The sequence below is a fragment of the Virgibacillus phasianinus genome, from assembly GCF_002216775.1.
In the GTDB taxonomy this organism is placed as follows: domain Bacteria; phylum Bacillota; class Bacilli; order Bacillales; family Amphibacillaceae; genus Virgibacillus_F; species Virgibacillus_F phasianinus.
This window is the reverse complement of sequence record NZ_CP022315.1, coordinates 1,943,929-1,961,853: the sequence shown is the minus strand read 5'-3', so window position 1 is coordinate 1,961,853 and position 17,925 is coordinate 1,943,929. Positions and strand designations below refer to the sequence as shown.

Annotated in this window: 16 protein-coding genes; 4 read left to right on the top strand and 12 right to left on the bottom strand. The window is 43.0% G+C overall.

Features of this window, described 5'->3' with window-relative positions:
• Position 1 precedes the first annotated feature (1 nt).
• The 3 genes from CFK37_RS09570 to CFK37_RS09560 all read left to right on the top strand — a co-directional run bounded on the left by CFK37_RS09570 (position 2) and on the right by CFK37_RS09560 (position 4,054).
• Positions 2-1,513: an AbgT family transporter gene (locus tag CFK37_RS09570; RefSeq protein WP_089061647.1), complete on the top strand. Its 1,512-nt coding sequence runs from the start codon at positions 2-4 to the stop codon at positions 1,511-1,513.
• An 832-nt stretch (positions 1,514-2,345) separates the two neighbouring features.
• A complete protein-coding gene (locus CFK37_RS09565; RefSeq protein WP_089061646.1) occupies positions 2,346-3,620 on the top strand; it encodes an amidohydrolase in 1,275 nt (424 codons plus the stop codon).
• A gap of 185 nt (positions 3,621-3,805) precedes the next feature.
• A complete protein-coding gene (locus tag CFK37_RS09560; protein ID WP_089061645.1) occupies positions 3,806-4,054 on the top strand; it encodes a hypothetical protein in 249 nt (82 codons plus the stop codon).
• A 312-nt stretch (positions 4,055-4,366) separates the two neighbouring features.
• Here CFK37_RS09560 and CFK37_RS09555 read toward each other — a convergent pair whose 3' ends face one another.
• Positions 4,367-4,558, bottom strand: a complete 192-nt coding sequence (locus CFK37_RS09555; protein WP_089061644.1) for a hypothetical protein — start codon at positions 4,556-4,558, stop codon at positions 4,367-4,369.
• A 797-nt stretch (positions 4,559-5,355) separates the two neighbouring features.
• Positions 5,356-5,835, bottom strand: a complete 480-nt coding sequence (locus CFK37_RS09550) for a GyrI-like domain-containing protein (RefSeq protein WP_089061643.1) — start codon at positions 5,833-5,835, stop codon at positions 5,356-5,358.
• A 109-nt stretch (positions 5,836-5,944) separates the two neighbouring features.
• Here CFK37_RS09550 and CFK37_RS09545 point away from each other — a divergent pair, with 109 nt between their 5' ends.
• The gene (locus CFK37_RS09545; RefSeq protein ID WP_089061642.1) at positions 5,945-6,907 is read left to right on the top strand and encodes a helix-turn-helix transcriptional regulator; all 963 of its coding nucleotides are present in this window, start codon (positions 5,945-5,947) and stop codon (positions 6,905-6,907) included.
• Between the two features lie 23 nt (positions 6,908-6,930).
• Here the strand turns inward: CFK37_RS09545 and CFK37_RS09540 are convergent, their stop codons facing one another.
• The 10 genes from CFK37_RS09540 to CFK37_RS09495 form a co-directional block, all read right to left on the bottom strand.
• A complete protein-coding gene (locus CFK37_RS09540) occupies positions 6,931-7,332 on the bottom strand; it encodes a VOC family protein (protein WP_089061641.1) in 402 nt (133 codons plus the stop codon).
• Between the two features lie 346 nt (positions 7,333-7,678).
• Positions 7,679-8,572, bottom strand: a complete 894-nt coding sequence (locus tag CFK37_RS09535; RefSeq protein WP_089061640.1) for a glycine betaine ABC transporter substrate-binding protein — start codon at positions 8,570-8,572, stop codon at positions 7,679-7,681.
• An 842-nt stretch (positions 8,573-9,414) separates the two neighbouring features.
• Positions 9,415-10,830, bottom strand: a complete 1,416-nt coding sequence (locus CFK37_RS09530; RefSeq protein WP_089061639.1) for an MFS transporter — start codon at positions 10,828-10,830, stop codon at positions 9,415-9,417.
• 161 nt (positions 10,831-10,991) lie between these two features.
• Positions 10,992-12,470 (bottom strand): aldehyde dehydrogenase family protein, encoded by a 1,479-nt coding sequence (locus tag CFK37_RS09525; protein WP_089061638.1) that lies wholly within the window; start codon positions 12,468-12,470, stop codon positions 10,992-10,994.
• Positions 12,467-13,645, bottom strand: a complete 1,179-nt coding sequence (locus tag CFK37_RS09520) for an acyl-CoA dehydrogenase family protein (RefSeq protein ID WP_089061637.1) — start codon at positions 13,643-13,645, stop codon at positions 12,467-12,469. The genes CFK37_RS09525 and CFK37_RS09520 overlap by 4 nt, the downstream gene beginning before the upstream one ends.
• Positions 13,646-13,666: 21 nt before the next feature.
• A complete protein-coding gene (locus CFK37_RS09515; protein WP_089061636.1) occupies positions 13,667-14,863 on the bottom strand; it encodes an acyl-CoA dehydrogenase family protein in 1,197 nt (398 codons plus the stop codon).
• Positions 14,864-14,912: 49 nt separating this feature from the next.
• Complete coding sequence (locus CFK37_RS09510) at positions 14,913-15,335, bottom strand: Zn-ribbon domain-containing OB-fold protein (protein WP_342746752.1); 423 nt, start codon at positions 15,333-15,335, stop codon at positions 14,913-14,915.
• 9 nt (positions 15,336-15,344) lie between these two features.
• Complete coding sequence (locus CFK37_RS09505; RefSeq protein ID WP_245837351.1) at positions 15,345-16,508, bottom strand: thiolase C-terminal domain-containing protein; 1,164 nt, start codon at positions 16,506-16,508, stop codon at positions 15,345-15,347.
• Positions 16,509-16,981: 473 nt separating this feature from the next.
• The gene (locus CFK37_RS09500; protein ID WP_089061633.1) at positions 16,982-17,410 is read right to left on the bottom strand and encodes a MaoC/PaaZ C-terminal domain-containing protein; all 429 of its coding nucleotides are present in this window, start codon (positions 17,408-17,410) and stop codon (positions 16,982-16,984) included.
• A 74-nt stretch (positions 17,411-17,484) separates the two neighbouring features.
• Complete coding sequence (locus tag CFK37_RS09495; protein ID WP_089061632.1) at positions 17,485-17,925, bottom strand: MaoC family dehydratase N-terminal domain-containing protein; 441 nt, start codon at positions 17,923-17,925, stop codon at positions 17,485-17,487.

Genomic DNA, 17,925 nt, shown 5'->3' with positions numbered 1-17,925 from the left:
GATGAAAAACAAAAAAAGCCTGTTTCAACGATTTTTAGATATAGTCGAGCGCGTTGGCAATAAGCTGCCAGATCCATTTGTTTTATTTATAGGGCTGGCATTGGTAATGGTTGTTGTTTCCTATCTGCTCAGTCTCACGGGGGCATCTGTCGTTCACCCGGGAACTGGCGAAGAAATTCCAATTAAAAATTTGCTGTCTGGTGAAGGCTTACAGTTTATCCTCACATCGATGCTGGAAAACTTCACTGGATTTGCTCCACTCGGGCTTGTACTAGTTATGATGCTCGGGATTGGCTTAGCCGAAAAAGTTGGGCTGCTTGATTATGCAATCCGTAAGACCATTTTAAAATCACCTCCTTTTCTGCTCACCTATACGGTGGTGTTCGTAGGTATTATGGGTAATCTGGCGTCCGATGCCGCAGTTGTTTTAATCCCTCCTTTGGGTGCATTGGTATTTTATAAAGTAGGAAGACATCCACTTGCAGGTCTGGCAGCTGGTTTTGCTGGTGCGGGTGCTGGTTTTACAGCAAATTTATTTATTGCCGGAACAGATGCATTGCTTGCAGGTATCTCAACCGAAGCAGCGGCATTAGTAAATGAATCCATTACGGTAACACCGGTAGATAACTGGTATTTTAATATCGTTTCTGTGTTTATGCTGACCATTGTTGGCGGCCTAGTAACGTCAAAATTTATCGAACCCAGATTAGGTAAATATGAAGGCGATGAGGTAGAAGCAGAAGACAGCGAGGAACTTCCAAACGCTAAAAATGGGTTTATCAATGCGCTGATTGCAGGGTTTGTTTACCTGGCCATCATTGCGATCACCGTATTTTTGCCAAACAGTCCATTAAGAAATGATGAGGGCGGAATTGTCCCCTCCCCGCTTCTAGAAGGAATCGTGCCATTAATCCTGATATTCTTTATTGTCATTGGGGTTGCCTTTGGTATGACAGTTGGTAAGATTAAATCAAGTAAAGATGTAAGTTATTATATGGCAGAATCGATGAAAGACATGGCAAGCTACATTGTTCTCGTATTTGCCATCGCACAATTCATCGCCTTCTTTAATTGGTCCAACCTGGGTACCTGGGTCGCGGTAAACGGCGCTGAATTTCTGAAGGACATTGAATTTACTGGGATTGGATTGATCATTGGCTACGTTATTTTTACCGGCTTAATGAACTTCCTAATCACATCCGGTTCAGCAAAATGGGCAATTGAAGCACCAATCTTTGTGCCAATGTTTATGCAGCTCGGTTATGATCCGGCATTTACGCAGGTAGCCTACCGCATTGCCGATTCTTCCATGAATATTGTTACACCGTTATTTCCTTATATGGTTATTATTCTTGCCTTTATGAAGCGTTATGACAAGAATACAAGTATCGGAAGCTATATCTCATTAATGCTTCCATATTCCATTACCTTCTTGCTTTCATGGATCATCTTGCTGTTAATCTTTTATTTCACCGGCCTACCATATGGTCCTGGAGTGCATACGTATATGTAGGAAGAAAAGCCGAAGTGCCCGGTTAGAAGCGGACGCATAAGCAAGGGACCGTAGAACGCATGGGTTTCGCGTTCGTAGTGTCCATTGCTTATGACGGCAGCTTCTGGGCGCTGCAGCTAGACAGGAAAAGCGGAAGTGCCCGTTAGCGACGTACAAATAGATAGGACTGTGAAAGTACGGTGACCTTTCCGTACATTCATCAGGACTAACTATTTGCTAGTCGCTGGGCACTGCAGCTAGACAGAGAAAAGCGGAAGTGCCCGGTTAGAAGCGGACGCATAAGCAAGGGACCGTAGAACGCATGGGTTTCGCGTTCGTAGTGTCCATTGCTTATGACGGCAGCTTCTGGGCGCTGCAGCTAGACAGGAAAAGCGGAAGTGCCCGTTAGCGACGTACAAATAGATAGGACTGTGAAAGTACGGTGACCTTTCCGTACATTCATCAGGACTAACTATTTGCTAGTCGCTGGGCACTGCAGCTGGGGAGAAAAGCGGAGGTGCCCGGTTAGAAGCGGACGCATAAGCAAGGGACCGTAGAACGCATGGGTTTCGCGTTCGTAGTGTCCATTGCTTATGACGGCAGCTTCTGGGCGCTGCAGCTAGACAGGAAAAGCGGAAGTGCCCGGTTAGCGACGTACAAATAGATAGGACTGTGAAAGTACGGTGACCTTTCCTTACATTCATCAGGACTAACTATTTGCTAGTCGCTGGGCACTGCAGCTGGGGAGAAAAGCGGAGGTGCCCGGTTCTAGGTGCATGGCCGTTTATATAAGTAAGTTTAATAGAGCCATATTTTGTTATCCGTTAAATAATTGTCTAAGGGGATAGTAATCATGAATAAATTAGAAGAAAACTTAGTGAAGTGGCGAAGGGATTTTCATCACTATCCGGAAACTGGTTTTTTGGAGATGCGTACAGCCTCGATTGTGGCAGGGATTCTAGATGGTTTAGGTTTTGAATTACAAATGGGAAAAGAAGTGATGTCGGCCGAGCATTGTATGGGAAAACCAGGTGAAAAGGAAACGAAAGCACATGTGGAGTGGGCAAAAGAGCATGGTGCGAATCCAGATTATCTCGCTATTTTTTCAGAGGGCTATACGGGAATTGTTGCAACATTGGATACCGGTAAGCGTGGTCCTACGGTTGCCTACCGGGTGGATATGGATGCATTGCCAATCTATGAATCAACCAGTGAAAGCCACGTACCTTTACAGAAAGGATTTCGCTCAATAAATGATAAGATGCATGCTTGCGGTCATGATGCACATACCGCAATCGGCCTTGGCTTAGCTTCCTTGCTCGCAGCAAATAAAGCGGAGCTGCAGGGCAAATTCAAATTAATTTTTCAGCCAGCGGAGGAAGGAACCCGCGGTGCTAAATCGATGGTAGAGGCCGGTGTAGTAGCGGATGTTGATTATTTCATCGCTTCCCACATCGGCACAGGGGTACCGCATAACCATGTTGTCGCCGCCAACAATGGATTTTTAGCCACCTCCAAATTGGATGTTTCTTTTCGAGGTGTTGCTTCGCATGCAGGAGGCGACCCGGAGGAAGGCAAAAATGCATTGCTGGCAGCAGCCAATGCCGCCCTCAATCTGACCGCGATTACCCGCCATTCCAAGGGTGCGACAAGAATTAATGTCGGAGAAATGCATGCAGGCAGTGGACGGAACATTATTCCGGACAAAGCCGCACTAAAGGTAGAGACACGCGGAGAAACTTCCGAAATTAATGAATTTGTAAAGCAGCAGGCAGAGTCCATCATTTCCGGCGCCGCCGCCATGTACCAAATTAGTTACGACATGGATTTTGTTGGCGAAGGAAAAAGCTGCACGTGTTCCAAAGAAGTTGCTGCAGTGCTTCACGAGTGTACGGAAAGCGCTGGTCTTACTGCTATTCTCGAAAGCGATGATAGTGCCGGTTCAGAAGATGCTACCTTCTTTATCGACGCCGTTCAGAAGCAAGGTGGTTTCGGGACCTACTGTGTATTTGGAACCGATTTGGCTGCAGGACATCATAATGAAAAATTTGATATTAATGAAGAAACCCTTCTGCCTGCAGTTGAAATATTGTTCGCATCAGCCAAGAAGTTAGGTGGCAAGGGCTAAGGTGAAGTGACGTTGGGCGGAAGTAAACGAATAGAGAGAACTGTTCCCCAAAGACCGCTTAGCGGTGGACTTTGGGGTGGTTTTTGTGATGATTTGAGGTTAATAGTATAATTCTATTGTTTTAGATATAAAAGTAGTGCTTATATAACTAACATCCATTATACTATTTAAAAGGAGGTGATATTGTGGAAAAACAAATTCTTAATCTACTCACAGAAATGAATAATGAAATGAAAGGCATGAAATCGGATATTCATTCTTTAAGATCGGAAATGCATAATCGATTTGATACCATTGAAGCAAAACTAGAGGGTGTTGGTAATCAGTTTGAATTAACTAATGAATCAAGGATTAATGAAAGGGATTTTATTTCCAGTAAAATGAGTAAAATGGAAAAAGAACTTTATATTTTAAAAAACAAAAATAGTAACTAGAATATTAAATACCCACTCTTTTTCGTTAATCTGGGACTGAATCAACTTGTTCGGTTATCTAGCACGATTGCGGAAGGAAACTTTGCAAGAAAATGATCAATCTTTTATACCTAAAAATGGTTGTTGAATATGAAAAACAAATAAACCCATTTCCCCCACAAAAGTCCCGCATGATGTTGCCCACCCTACTCTCAACAAAAGTCAAACCTATCGAAACAAAAAGCTAGCATTCCGACTATCGTCCGGTTTGCTAGCTTTGCTTAGTTCAACGAGCCCGGGACAAGGAACCTGTCCCTCTGTCCCATCCCTGGCTTAAGAAAAGTTAGAATTCCTTTTTTTTAAAAGATAAAGTTCCATTTCCAATTTATTTACTTTGTATAAAATAAAATCCATTTCGTCTCTAGTTAATTCAGACGTACTGCCAACAGCACCTTCAAGTTTTGCTTCAATAGTATCTAATCGATTATTCATTTTTTTAAGTAAATCAAGAACCTGCTGCTCCATATTATCACTCCTGATAATTGTAGTGGATGTTAAATACTCACTTACTTTTGTCTGAACTGGTGCTTGCTTAGAAGAGAAGGCCCGGAACAGGAAAACTGTTCCGTCCCTCAGACTGTCTCTTCCTCCCACAGTGATTCGAAAAATGGGTAGTGGTTGATGATATTCTCATAGAAGTCTGTATCTTTGATAGGGCGTTTGCTGCTGTATTTTACACAGTGTGCAAATAACTGTATTAAGTATATCCAGGACAACACGGTATCTGTCCTTCATATTTCGTTTACAAATTGGGCATCTAATCTCCTTCATTCAAATTTTCTTCCTCAGTTTTCCATCCCATCCATCATCACCAAACCGGACACCGACCTCCTTTTCTGATTCTTTATACCTATTTAATTCCGTACAACCTACATCAATCATAGGTACTATTTATCATATATTTAATATACCATAAGATCATATATTTTCGCACTCTTTAAAAAATAGTTTTCATAGTAATCCTGAGCCAAATACAGCCAAAAAGCGCATCACTTCTGCCAGCCCTTGCTTAATGTGCCACTGAAGGTTCCTTTAGATTTTTTTATACTTTATACCGATAAAGATTTATACTGTCCTAAAATGTAAAAAAAGCCTATTCCCTCCTTATTTTTGGCAGGAAATTAGGCTTATAATCGTCAACTACAGGTAGCATTACTATAAAGTTTGATTAAAATATGATTCAAAGTAACTGGCATCATTAGCACGTACCAGCAAGCACTTCTACTACAGGCGAAGTAATCTAAACCAACTGTAGACACATTTTATTTCTTAACAACAGGAATCCACATTTCGCCAAAAACCAGGCCGTTTCGTTGTCCCATTTCAATTGTTGCATTTGGCCCGCCAACATAGGCATAATTCTTTACTTCTGGCAAGACTTGACCAAATGCAGCGCCAGTTAGTTTTTTATTCAATTCATCTGCTGTCTCCGCTTCCCCTTTAATAACTAGGTAAGCACCTTTAGGAAATTCGATAACTCTGGATGCTTCCGGTACCGTTGCCTTGGTCATGACCCCAGCATAATGCATCATTTTATTATTTACCGCTTCATTGACGGCAAAAATGTAATCATTTGTGGCTACAGCTTTTAACTTGTCAAGTCCGCCATCTTCTTTGACGCCCTGCCAAAAATCTTCCTTTTCCTGGTTTATGCCGGCAAAGTCTGTGTAATCACTAGTAAGCTCCGTTCCAATACCTAGCACGACAAAGCTGTCTTTTTCTTCCAAGTTAAAATCTTCCATAATCAACATCCTCCTCTTTTTTAATTGGTCAAATGATTTTACTTTTCATTTGTTACGTTTATAATAACCTTAAATCATGTCAAAAAGTGATACTGTTTGGGAGGTTCCAATGAAAAAAGTTGAACGAATTAATACCATTATGCGGTACATCAATAATCGCGCCAGTTTTACAATCTCTGAAATCATGCAGGAATTTAACATATCTCGTTCGACAGCTATTAGAGATATTAGAGAAATTGAAGCCATGGGAATGCCGCTTGTCGCTGAGGTTGGAAGGGATGGGGGCTATTTTGTCATGCACAACTCAGTTCTGCCCGAAGTCCGCTTTACCGATAATGAGGTCAAAGCCCTTTTCATCGCCTTCATGGCCACTAGAAATCAGCAACTCCCCTACCTAAAGAGCCGTCATTCTTTAGCTGAAAAATTACTGGGTCTCGTCTCAGAAAACCAGCAGGATGATCTGGTTCTATTAAATCAAATCCTGCTTTTTGAAGGGACCAACCCCAACCATCCCGACCTGCTTGATCTGTCAGACCTTCCCCATCCCATGCTGGAAGAACTCATCCAAATCCTTCTTCTGGATAGCTATTTACTGATTACCATCAAAGAAGGGAAGGTAATAAAGTCTTATCCAATTTATCTCCTGCACCTTTATCGTGAAAAAAGCATTTGGCTGATTGAAGGATTTGACCTAAAGGAAGAAAAGAAGCAGATTTTTTCTGTCGACCATGTCATCGACGTCAAACCCTGCCCGCAGGAAAAAAGATTAAGTAAGAAAAAGATTCTAGAAATACTAAGTAACCAAGAAAAAGTAACCAACCTTGTCCTTGAACTTGGCCCAACAGCGATTGCCCAGTTCAAAAAGTACCATCCTTTTAATGTTTCGATTTCCTATATGAATCCTTACCAAACCACAGCCGTTCTAGAGACTTTTTTCAATGTTAATAAGCCTGAAGAATTGACTGAAATAACAAATTGGCTACTTTTCCTAGGTGAGGATATCAAGGTCAGAGAAATGCCAAAGGAAATCTTGGAAGTTTTACAAGAGAGATTGGGCTTATTTTTGCCATAATGCCTCTCATTATTACATTCCGATCAACCAAATGGAAGATTAAGCTGCCATGAAACGCCGAACTTATCATTTATCCAGCCAAACTTCTTGCTGAACCCATAGCCATCAAGCGGCATAAGTGCTTGTCCATCCGTGATGAGCTTATCGTAAAGATGGTTGATCTCGTTTTCAGAATCACACGTGAGAAAGATGGAAAACGAGGGTGTAAAGCTAAACTTATGATTCACATTACTGTCAATACACATGAATTCCTGCCCCTTCAACGAAAATGTTGCTTGCATCACCGTGCCTTCATCCCCAGCTTCATTTGCTCCGTAATGGGTTATGCTTGTAATACCTGAATCCTCAATAAGTGATACATAATAATTCATTGCTTCTTCTGCCTTACCATCCTGAAACATTAGAAACGGCGTGACCTTTTCCATTATGGATCAATCCCTTCTTTTATTTTTAATAAGTTTATCACAGTGAACATATGAAAGAACACATTCTGTTTTTCCTCCAATGATTATTCATGAAGCTTTTAACGGATTGGCAATTCTTTTGACAGTGACTATGTAGACACCCTTCAAATGTTTCGTTGCCATTCCATTACAGTAGAAAAACCCAAGTGAGGGCGCGGATCTTCACCCCAAAAACGCTCCCTCTTCTTTAGTATTTCAAACGGGGAATTAGTCTAATAATCTACTAGAATCGCACCATAATAAAAACTCCCCCTTTTAACAACCAAATGTTTAAAGGGGGGGTTTTTAACCTACGTATTCAGTGTACTTACTTTTTGGGTTCAAAGTCTTCCAGCGAATCAACGTCCATATATGCTGGTACTGCTAATCCAATCTTGGTGCCTTCATAGCATGGTCCTAGATCGACAAATTCTCCTTCATTTTCCTTATATAAGGCGCCATGCGTAGTAGGCAGCCATGGAGAAAGCGAGGCATCAGCATCACCTGATGAAATTGACTCAAACAAAATAGCCGGATCAATTGGCGTAAGTGTTACGTTGAATCCTTGTTGTGCCAATACAATTTTGGCTACGTTTGCGGTAAATAATTCTGAGTCCCAAGAAGATGAAACTAGTTCTATTGGAGTGCCATCTACCTGCTCTACTCCTTTTGTCCACTTTTCAACTGCTTTTTGATTTTCATCCACCCACTTTTGTGCCAACTCATCCTTCTCCAACCCTTTTTCATTAGCTGTCAGCAGGGCTGATTCTATGTCTGATACTTCCCAATGGAATCGATCAAGAATTGTATAGGCATTTGGCAGGTCTTCTTTTAAGCCTTTTCTTACAATTGTTGTAGCATGCTGTTCCTCTCCAAAGATACCTTTAGGATCCTCTAAGTACTTTAGATCCCATTTGGCAAACATATAATGCGGGGACCATGCTGTAAACATTATTGGTTCTTTGTTTTGAATAGCTTGGTCTATTTCCGACAGCATTGCACCAGTTGACGATGTTTGCTGATTCCAGCCACTAAGGCTTTCATACTCTTCTATAGCTTGGTTATTCAGTTCCGTTTGTCCAGCACCAGGTTCCAGACCAGTAATCGTATAATCCATTTCTTCACTTACACTTTGCTGCTCATCCTGTCCACAACCAGCCACTACAAGGGACATAGATAAACCAGCAATTATCCCTAATTTTTTCATGTTGAAATTAGACATGTTGTATACTCCCCCTTTGATACTTTTGCTACTGTTTCTGTAATTTAAGCAACACTGTCTTAAACTATATCTTTTTCCTCCGAATAACTCAAACAGTATATTCTGTTATTTTTGTTAAAATAGAATGTACAGTTTAAAAAATCACCAGTTTCCTTCACTTTACTCCGTTATAGTGAAAAAAAGAGCGCCATTTTTTATAAAAGAATATGATATAAAACGTCCCCTCAAATATTTGAGGGACGTTTCTACATCAATATGATTATCTTTTCTTACTTCGACAAACCATGATTCTGTTCCTCAGTTTGCACTTGGACCCGGCTGTCTTTAATTCTTCCATATTCCGTCGGCCCATAAAAATACAGAACATCCTATCATCTAATAGCTATCCCTTTTTACGCAGGGTCTCCATGAAGTTAAGAATATTTAAGCCAAACAACTTTAATGCTCCTTTAGCTCCTTTAAGATTTAATGATGCAAAACTTGATCAGGATGGCAGTCAAGTAAATTTAATAGAGTCAATTTTTATGCTTTCCGATCTTTTAGGTAAAGCACAAACGCACGTGATATATTTGGTATCATGTGCTGTGTCAACAAACCTTATTGCGCAGTCTTGCCGCCATCGACTGCAAGGTTTATTTAAGGGAATAGTACATTCCTGTTGTTGTGATTAATCATTCCTCCTATACGAATTTCATTGCAAACATATCGCAATTACTACAATACTCGATTAATCTTAATTACCATTCACATAGGGTGTCGCATTTCCAAATGAAATACGGAAGGGACAGGGATTTTTGTCCCAGTCTGCAGGGAACTGGGACAAGGGACCTGTCCCCATGTCCCTATTTCACTTCGGATAATGTGTCTTTTTTCTGGTTTGTTGTGGGTTGTTCTTTTTTGAATCCTGCGACTGTTTTTGGTATGAAAATCAAAAACAAGAGGCCTAGTGCAGTGTAAAAGGTTAGGAATACCGCTGTATTGGAAAGGGCACTAAGTGAATTACCACTGGCAGCAAACAATGCAAAGATAATTAAGGCAAAAGAGGCGCCCACACGCTGAACAATATTTTCAATCGTGTTAAAGGTAAATGTAATAACTCCGATGCGGGATTGATTTGCCTTTGATAAAACAGTAGCTCTTTTCCCTGGACCAGCAATACCAACACCTATCCCAATCAGGCTTAAGGATATGGAAAGGTATAGGAAAGTAGTATTTATCTCCGCCTGTGTTAACATAGCTATTCCGAAAATCACCAAGAAAATGCCAAATCCAAGCAATCCCCTCGCAGACATTCTTGCAATCAACCTTCCACTGAAAAAAGTGCCCACGGTTGTTGCCAGAAATATGATCATTTGGAGCAAGCCGACAGTGGTCGACGATTTTCCTTGCACATCCTGAACAAAAAAGGTCATTAAATACATAACCCCACTGTATGTGACAAAAAGGAAAACAGCAATTACAGCTGGTGCCCAAAAACTCCGATTGGCTGTATATTCCACATCAAACATTGGCTGCTTTTGTCTTTTTTCTGTAGCAATCAACAGTAAAAATGAAATGGCAAAAATAAAAACTGAAGGAAACCACATCCAGGAAGAAAGTCCATAGTTGTTAATAAAGGTAGGGATTGTTAATAAACCCGCTACAACCAAAAACATAAATGCTACACCAGAGAAGTCAAATGATCTGGCTTTATCTCCTTCAACATACGATACCCCTAATGCAAAGATTAGCAGCGAAATGGCACTTAATCCCGCACAGAACCAAAAGTTAGCCTGCCATCCCAATGTATCTACCAATACCCCGCTTAAAAACGGGCCAATGGCGGCACCAATTGTGCAATAGATTCCAAACGTGCTGAGTGCCTTTCCACGCTGATGTTCCTTGAAAAATTTCCCTACATAGGTGAAGCCAGCTGGGACCACGGCGGCGCCAGCAACACCTTTTGCAAACATACCAATGACCAACAGCCAAAAATATGGAGATACTGCCGTAACAATCGAACCTATGGCCATAAGTGCTGACCCTAAAAGCACAACAGCTTTTTGACTGTATACATCACCCAGCCATCCAAATAAAGGCTGAAATCCAGTTAAGCCAAGTGCAAAGCCCAATTGGATCCAGACCGCGTAACCAGACTTCAAATCATAAAACGCTAATATGTCAGGATATGCTGGTAAACCTGTGGCCATAATCAGGACAATGAAAAATACACCAATACACAAAAAATGAAAATCTTTCCGAATGGATTTTTCATCCATGAAACCATTCCTTTCGCCTGCTTTAATTTTAAACAACCGTTATTTAACGTTTTCTCACGGCGATTGTGATGGTCTTGCTGTTAATTTTAGGTTCATTGCGACAGTTATTCTCCCATAGGCATGTGCATAACCAGGGCCTATGGACAGAACACTATAGGTCTTTAATTGAAATTAATCACACAAGCTTTCTCGCGCGTGTATTCCAATACAGTATCCGTGCCATATCCGCTTTCTTTAAATCCACCAAATGGCAAGTCTGGACCGACCATGGCATAAGTGTTTACCCAAACATTACCTGCTTCTATTTTTTCCGTCATGCGCTGTGCCCGTTTCAAATCTTGTGTCCAGACCCCTGAGGCAAGGCCATAATCAGTATCATTTGCAATTCGGACTGCTTCTTCTTCGTCATCAAATGGAATAGCAACAGCAATCGGCCCAAATACCTCTTCTTGACAAATCTGCAATTTATTATTGTCCGTTTTAAATAATGTAGGTTCCACCCAATAACCATCAGAATAGTGCGGGTCATCTGGCAGAAGAACCTCACCGCCCGTTCGCCCGCCAAAAATAAGTTCTGCTCCTTCTTCTTTGCCAATCTGCAGATACGAGCAGACTTTACGGTATTGAGGAAGATTGGCTATAGGCCCCATCGTATTAGTGGTGTCCAACGTGTCTCCGTACTTGACGTTTTCTGGATCCGTCATATGTTCCTTTATCTTCCCTATTACCCTATCAAAAATAGGACGGTGAACGAGGATTCTGGAACCTGCTGCACAGATTTGACCAGCGTTTCTCGTAAATATTCCATTAATGACACCATTCACCGCCTGATTGATATCTGCATCTTCAAAAATAATGTTGGGAGACTTTCCGCCTAACTCGAAAATCAGTGACTTAGGAACAGGTGCGGAGGCACGGGTAATCATCTCCGCCGTTTGTTTGGATCCGGTCATACTGACTTTGTTCACCTGTTTATGACCGACTAACACATCGCCGATTTCACTCCCAAGGCCGGAAATAACATTCACAACGCCCGGCGGCAGAATCTCAGAAAGTATTTCGCCGTAGCGTAACGAAGCCGATGCTGCATGTTCAGATGGCTTGATAATCACCGTATTTCCGGCCGCAAGTGCATAAGCAGCTTTAATCGTAAACGAGAACAACCCGGCATTCCAAGGGAGAATTCCTAATACAACGCCATATGGCTCCCTTCGTGTATACCCAAAATTGCCTGTTCCCATTTGTACTGTTTTGCCCTGAGCACCGACAATTGGAGCAGCACCGGCGGCATCATACCATATTTGTTTCAGGACAATGTTTAAATACTGGTATGGATCAAGGGTCCAGCCATTATTTCTTGTCTCAAGGGTCAACAATTCTTCACCATGTTCCGATAGCGCATCACCAATTTGCCGTAAGTAATCTGCGCGGCTTCTGGCAGGCAAGGCTGACCATGCAGGAAATGCTTTACTAGCTGCTTTCACCACCGAATCAACATCATTGGTTGTACTAAGCGGGATGGTGGACCAGGGTTTTCCGGTTGCCGGGTCAATACTGTCCATCGTCTCTCCCGCGGACGCTGGAACTAGCTTGCCGTCAATAATATTATGAAATTGCCGCAAATCCTTTGCCGCTTTCATTGTCCATGCACCACCTTTTCTGCTTTCATGTTTTTGCTCGTTTCGTTCTTATTCCAGCCCAGTGCTGATGCAAGCAGCTCATTATAGTCGCGGACTGAGCCCAGATAGTGTTCATAGAATCGGGCCCGTTTTAAAAACAAATGACAGTCAATTTCCTCGGTAAAGCCAATCCCGCCATGAATTTGAATATTTTCGGAAGCAAGACGAATAAATGCTTCTGTAGCAAACGCTCGCGCACTGTACACAGCAGCTTTTTGCTTTTCTGCATCCATTTCTTCGAGTGTCCAGCTCGCATAATAGCTTAGGGAACGGGCCATTTCCAGATCCATCTTCATATCAACAATTGTGTGTTTAATGGCCTGAAAGCGTCCGATTGGCTGACCGAACTGCTCACGGATGTTGGCATATTCAGTCGCCATGCCAACAACTTTTTCCATTCCGCCAACAAGCAATGAGCTAAGTCCGGCATTCAGATACAGGATGCCTTCCTCCAGCAGGTTCACCCCTTGATTCCAGGAGCCAAGCAGCTGACTTTTCGGAACTGCCCACTCGTCGAAGGTTATCTCTCCCAAATGTCTTGACTCATCCATACATTTTTGCGGACGAATTGACAGCTCATCATCCCGATCAACTAAAATTAGCGATAGGCCATCATTGGAATTGCGCACAACAACTATAAATGCATCAGCAAAATCCGCATCCGGGACAAGCTCCTTCACCCCGTTTATAACCAGTGTCTCTCCCTCTTCCTTAACAGCACACTCGATTTGGTCCAGGCTGTAATCCTTAACCGGTTCAAGCCAGGCAAGCGATAGCTGTTTATTTCCTGCAGCAATATCCGGGAGGTATTTCGCCTTCTGTTCTTCCGTTCCGTATTTCTCAAGAAGTGGTACGGCAAATGCCATCGTTTCGAGATAAATACCTGGCAATACGACCCGCCCCATCTCTTCGAAAACAGGAACTAAATCAACAGCGCCTAAACCAAGGCCCTCGTTTTCTTCCGGGATATTTATAGCTGTCGCACCCAGTTCAGCAAGACCGTTCATTACCACAGTAAATTCATTTGTGTTTCCTTTGATAAACTCCCGGGCGACTTTCGTTTGTCCGACTTTGTCCAAATATTTCCGTAAATAAGAGCGGAACATTTCCTGATCTTCATTTAACGCAAAATCCATTGCATTTCACACCCCTTTCCGTTATCTTCCCATATCTTTTGGCAATCCAAGAACACGTTCACCGATGGTATTCCGTTGTACCTCACTGGTTCCTCCGCCAATCGTCTGGCCAAAGGAAAATAAGTATTCATCCTGCCAGACTGGATCAATCGGTGCATCTTCTTTCCAAAGCATTCCCCGGTGTCCCTGAAGCGACATCATAAAACCGGCCATTTCTTTGGTGAGTTCACTGACTGCTAATTTATCAATTGAACTCTCTGGGCCTGGATGGCCATTTTTTAAGGTGCTGGTCAGATTTCGGTAATAATTTAACAATGATCCTCGGAAGCGTGCATAAAAGCTTGCCAACTTTTGCCTGACAGATGGATCATCCATTACCGGTCTGCCATTAATCTGGTAATCTTTTATGGCTGCGACCATATCATCAAATCGTTTTTCCAGCGTGAACAATTCGGCACCGATTCCTGTCCGCTCATGCAGCATCAGGGCAATCATGACGCGCCACCCTTTATCCAGTTCGCCTACAATGTCTGCATCATACGCAACAGCATCGGTTAAATATACCTCGTTAAATTCCTGTTGTCCGTCCATCTGCGTGATTGGTTTCGTCTCCACGCCAGACTGGTTCATATCCAGGAGAAATGCTGTGATACCCCGGTGCTTTTTTTCGGGGTGTGTGCTGGTCCGGGCAAGCAAAAAACATTTGTCAGCCAAATGACCAAAACTGGTCCAAACCTTTTGTCCATTTATCAGCCACTGGTCGCCTTTTTTCTCAGCACTCGTTTGAATGGCCGCCAGATCGGATCCCGCATTCGGTTCTGAATACCCCTGACACCACACCTCTTCACCAGTTATGATTTTGTTGATAAACTTTTCTTTCTGTTCGTCGGTGCCGGATTGGATTAATGTCGGACCAACCATATGGATGCCAATATAATTGATCAGCGGGGGCGCCTGCACCCGAACCATCTCCTGATAGAAAATGATTTCTTCCATCAGTGTGGCTTCACGTCCTCCATATTCCTTTGGCCAGGAAATTGCTCCCCAGCCGCCTTCATATAACGTGTTTTGCCATTTTCGCAAAAATACTGCGTAATCCGCCTTGTCTTCAGGGAGTTCCCGGTTTCCCTGCAGCCAGCCTTCCGGAAGATTTTCCTCAAGCCACGTTCTCAGTTCCTGGCGAAAAGCTTCTTCCTGTTTGGAAATAGAAAAATCCATTTTGTTGCCTCCCTTATCCAAATGTTCATTCCTTTACCACTTCATTCCATCACATTGCGGGTACCCATTGTGGCAGGGCTCTGTCTTTTGCTATATCCTGCCAGATCATTTTCACAGGCATGCCGACATAGACATCTTCTGTCTTACAATCGAGAATATTGCACATCATTTTTACTCCCGGTGCTTTCTCCAGTTCCGCTTGTGCAATAATTAATGGCAGATCATCCTGAAAGCCCGGCAAAAATGGACGATAAGAAATAATATAGGAGTAGACAGACGCCTTAACATCAGAACCTAATTGCTCCCAAGTTAAATCCTGACTGCCACACTTTGCACAGCTTGGTCCGGGCGGATGGGCATAATGTCCACAGCTATTGCATTTTTGCAGTGCCATTTCATGCTGATCAGCAGCATCCCAAAATGGTTTATTATCTTGTGTTTTTAATGGAATTGGTTTTTGATAGTCCATCATTTTAGCCTCCTAGTTTCTTAGAATCAGGGCACCGGCAATATCCGGGCCTGCCCAGCCAGTACATATTCCAAGTTCACAATCTTTTACTTGCCGCTCAGTACCCTTATAGTCATGACGCAATTGCCTGACCAGCTCCAGCGCATTGTTCATACCATGCGTATATCCTTCAGACAGCATTCCACCAGCAGTATTGGTTGGCAGTTTCCCACCTATTTTCAGGTTTCCTTCCGCAGCAAAATCACCAACCTCTCCACGCGGAGCAAAACCATATGCCTCAAGCTGTCTTAACACCACCCAGCTAAAGCAGTCATAAATGGCTGCCACATCAATATCTTCCGGTTTGACACCAGCTGATTGATACAAACCATCAGCCACATAATCCGCAGCAACTTGCGATGTGTCTTCCCAGTAATGTGCATGCGGATGACATTGTCTGGACTCGAGCCCCATAATATAAACAGGTCGCTGCCTGCAATCGGCTGCCCGATCTGAAGCAGTCACAATAATGGCATTCGCCTCATCCAATTCCACACAGGAATCATGGATATTAAATGGATAACTGATATCTGGTGTTTCCAAATATTTCTCCATTGTCAGTGGTTTGCCATGCAGAAAAGCCCGTGGATTCTTCTGTGCATGTTCATAAAAACTCAGACAAACATGCCCCAGGTGCTCTTTCGTAATCCCAGTCTCATACATATGGCGTGTAGCAAACATGCCAAACCATTGGGAAGGGCTTGCTGACCCATACGGAATAATGTAACTTCCACCGGATAAAGCTGTCTGCAGCATATCGGAGTCATACCCCCGCCCCACCTGCTGGCCGGAACTTCCATTCATGGACCGGAAAATCATCACCGTATTCATTTCTCCCATTTCAATCAATCCGACAGCATCAGCAACAAGCATTTCTGTACTTGCTCCACCACCATGAATATCCTTTACATATTTAGGCCGAACACCCAAATAAGTTGCCAGTTCATGGGACGTGCAAGAATCATTTTCGTTATAGCTCATAAAACCATCAATATCTTTTGCTTCAAGCCCGGCATCCGTTAATGCAGCCCTGGCAGCATCCAGCGCCATATGCAATGGTGTCGTGCCCGAATTCCTTGAACGTTCGCTTTCGCCGACCCCGACGATAGCGCAACGATCTGTGATTGTTCCCATCATAAAACCTCCTGTCAGTACAATAGTTTAGAAAAGCGGAAGCGCCCGTTTAGAAGCAGACGCATAAGCAAAGGACCGCAGAACGCATGGGTTTAGCGAAGGGCGCTGAAAAAGTGGTGGATTTTAAAAAATTAACTTTTCACCTTTACCTAGCATCTTGAACATACGGAAACTCCTCGAAAAAGAAATGCACCTTTTCTTCGTGCGATGCCTATTCAGGGAAGCTTTCCTTGTCCTGCGGGAAGTAAGAGATCGGCGAGACCCCGCAGGACGGAGTTAATGAAGCCCGACTAAAACCGCCCTTTGCGGGCAACGTCGGCTACCCCTTGCCGGGGCAAGGAGACTCGACACTCGCCCGCGGAAAGCGCAGTATATTCAAGATGCGATGATGGATCCATCTATTTTGTACCATATTTACCTTTTTCAGTGGCCTTGCTTGGCAGCTTCTGGGTGCTGGACTTATACTTTCAAATCTTTTAAAAATAAAGCACAGCACTTCCCCAACCAACCACTTTTCCGTGTGCCTTTTCCGCCTGAAGATCCAGTTCCGCATAGTTTTTGCCGGCTTCTGAATAGAGTTTTTTCACTGTGGCGGAACAGATTATCGTATCACCGGGCCTTGTCATCGCGCCAAAACGCATTTTAAATCCGGAAATCTCCGCATTCGTGCCAGCAAGATCTCGAACATATTCCCCTAAAAAGCCCATCACCAGCATGCCATGGGCAATCACACCATCCATGCCGACTTTCCGGGCAAATTCATCATCTGTATGCAATGGATTAAAATCGCCCGATGCACCGGCATATTTTACTAATTGTACTTTTGTGATAGGGGGCTTTGTCAGTGGTTCAAGCTGCTGTCCTTCCCTGAGATTCCCATACTCCAGTTCTGTCATTACTGCCATTCCTTCCCCTCCATTCAATCATTTTCGATGTGAATAACTTGATGATCAAGTAGGGCCACATCCAGCTCCAGCGCTTACGCTTTTGGCCGATAAATAATATTGGTGCGGCTTATTGCTACTAAATCACCGGTATCATCTTCCATTTCCGTATCCAGAATTAAAAACTGCATCGTGCCGCTTTTCCCTTCTTTTTCATACAAATCCGAAACTTTCATTTGACAATGCAGCCGGTCTCCAACAACAATCTGCCGGTAAAAAATAAATTCCTGTTCACCATGGAGCATTCGCCGTGTGTCCAACTCAATCGGGAAATCCCCGCCTTCAGAGCCAATCGTCATCGCAAATGTCGGTGGAGCAATTAATTGCCCATATCGACTATCTGCTGCAAAGGCTTCATCTGTATATAAAGGATTTTGATCTCCTATTGCTTCGGCAAATTGTTTAACATGTCTTTTTTCTACATCAAACGTATATTTTTCTCCGGTTAATCCAATGACGCTTTCATCCAGTTCCAT

Bases quoted from the DNA above. Each gene is read 5' to 3' on its own strand.
- CFK37_RS09570 (WP_089061647.1), top strand. From the start codon at position 2: ATGAAAAACAAAAAAAGCCTGTTTCAACGATTTTTAGATATAGTCGAG.
- CFK37_RS09565 (WP_089061646.1), top strand. From the start codon at position 2,346: ATGAATAAATTAGAAGAAAACTTAGTGAAGTGGCGAAGGGATTTTCAT.
- CFK37_RS09555 (WP_089061644.1), bottom strand. From the start codon at position 4,558: ATGGAGCAGCAGGTTCTTGATTTACTTAAAAAAATGAATAATCGATTA.
- CFK37_RS09550 (WP_089061643.1), bottom strand. From the start codon at position 5,835: ATGGAAGATTTTAACTTGGAAGAAAAAGACAGCTTTGTCGTGCTAGGT.
- CFK37_RS09545 (WP_089061642.1), top strand. From the start codon at position 5,945: ATGAAAAAAGTTGAACGAATTAATACCATTATGCGGTACATCAATAAT.
- CFK37_RS09540 (WP_089061641.1), bottom strand. From the start codon at position 7,332: ATGGAAAAGGTCACGCCGTTTCTAATGTTTCAGGATGGTAAGGCAGAA.
- CFK37_RS09535 (WP_089061640.1), bottom strand. From the start codon at position 8,572: ATGTCTAATTTCAACATGAAAAAATTAGGGATAATTGCTGGTTTATCT.
- CFK37_RS09530 (WP_089061639.1), bottom strand. From the start codon at position 10,830: ATGGATGAAAAATCCATTCGGAAAGATTTTCATTTTTTGTGTATTGGT.
- CFK37_RS09525 (WP_089061638.1), bottom strand. From the start codon at position 12,470: ATGAAAGCGGCAAAGGATTTGCGGCAATTTCATAATATTATTGACGGC.
- CFK37_RS09520 (WP_089061637.1), bottom strand. From the start codon at position 13,645: ATGGATTTTGCGTTAAATGAAGATCAGGAAATGTTCCGCTCTTATTTA.
- CFK37_RS09515 (WP_089061636.1), bottom strand. From the start codon at position 14,863: ATGGATTTTTCTATTTCCAAACAGGAAGAAGCTTTTCGCCAGGAACTG.
- CFK37_RS09510 (WP_342746752.1), bottom strand. From the start codon at position 15,335: ATGATGGACTATCAAAAACCAATTCCATTAAAAACACAAGATAATAAA.
- CFK37_RS09505 (WP_245837351.1), bottom strand. From the start codon at position 16,508: ATGATGGGAACAATCACAGATCGTTGCGCTATCGTCGGGGTCGGCGAA.
- CFK37_RS09500 (WP_089061633.1), bottom strand. From the start codon at position 17,410: ATGGCAGTAATGACAGAACTGGAGTATGGGAATCTCAGGGAAGGACAG.
- CFK37_RS09495 (WP_089061632.1), bottom strand. From the start codon at position 17,925: ATGGAACTGGATGAAAGCGTCATTGGATTAACCGGAGAAAAATATACG.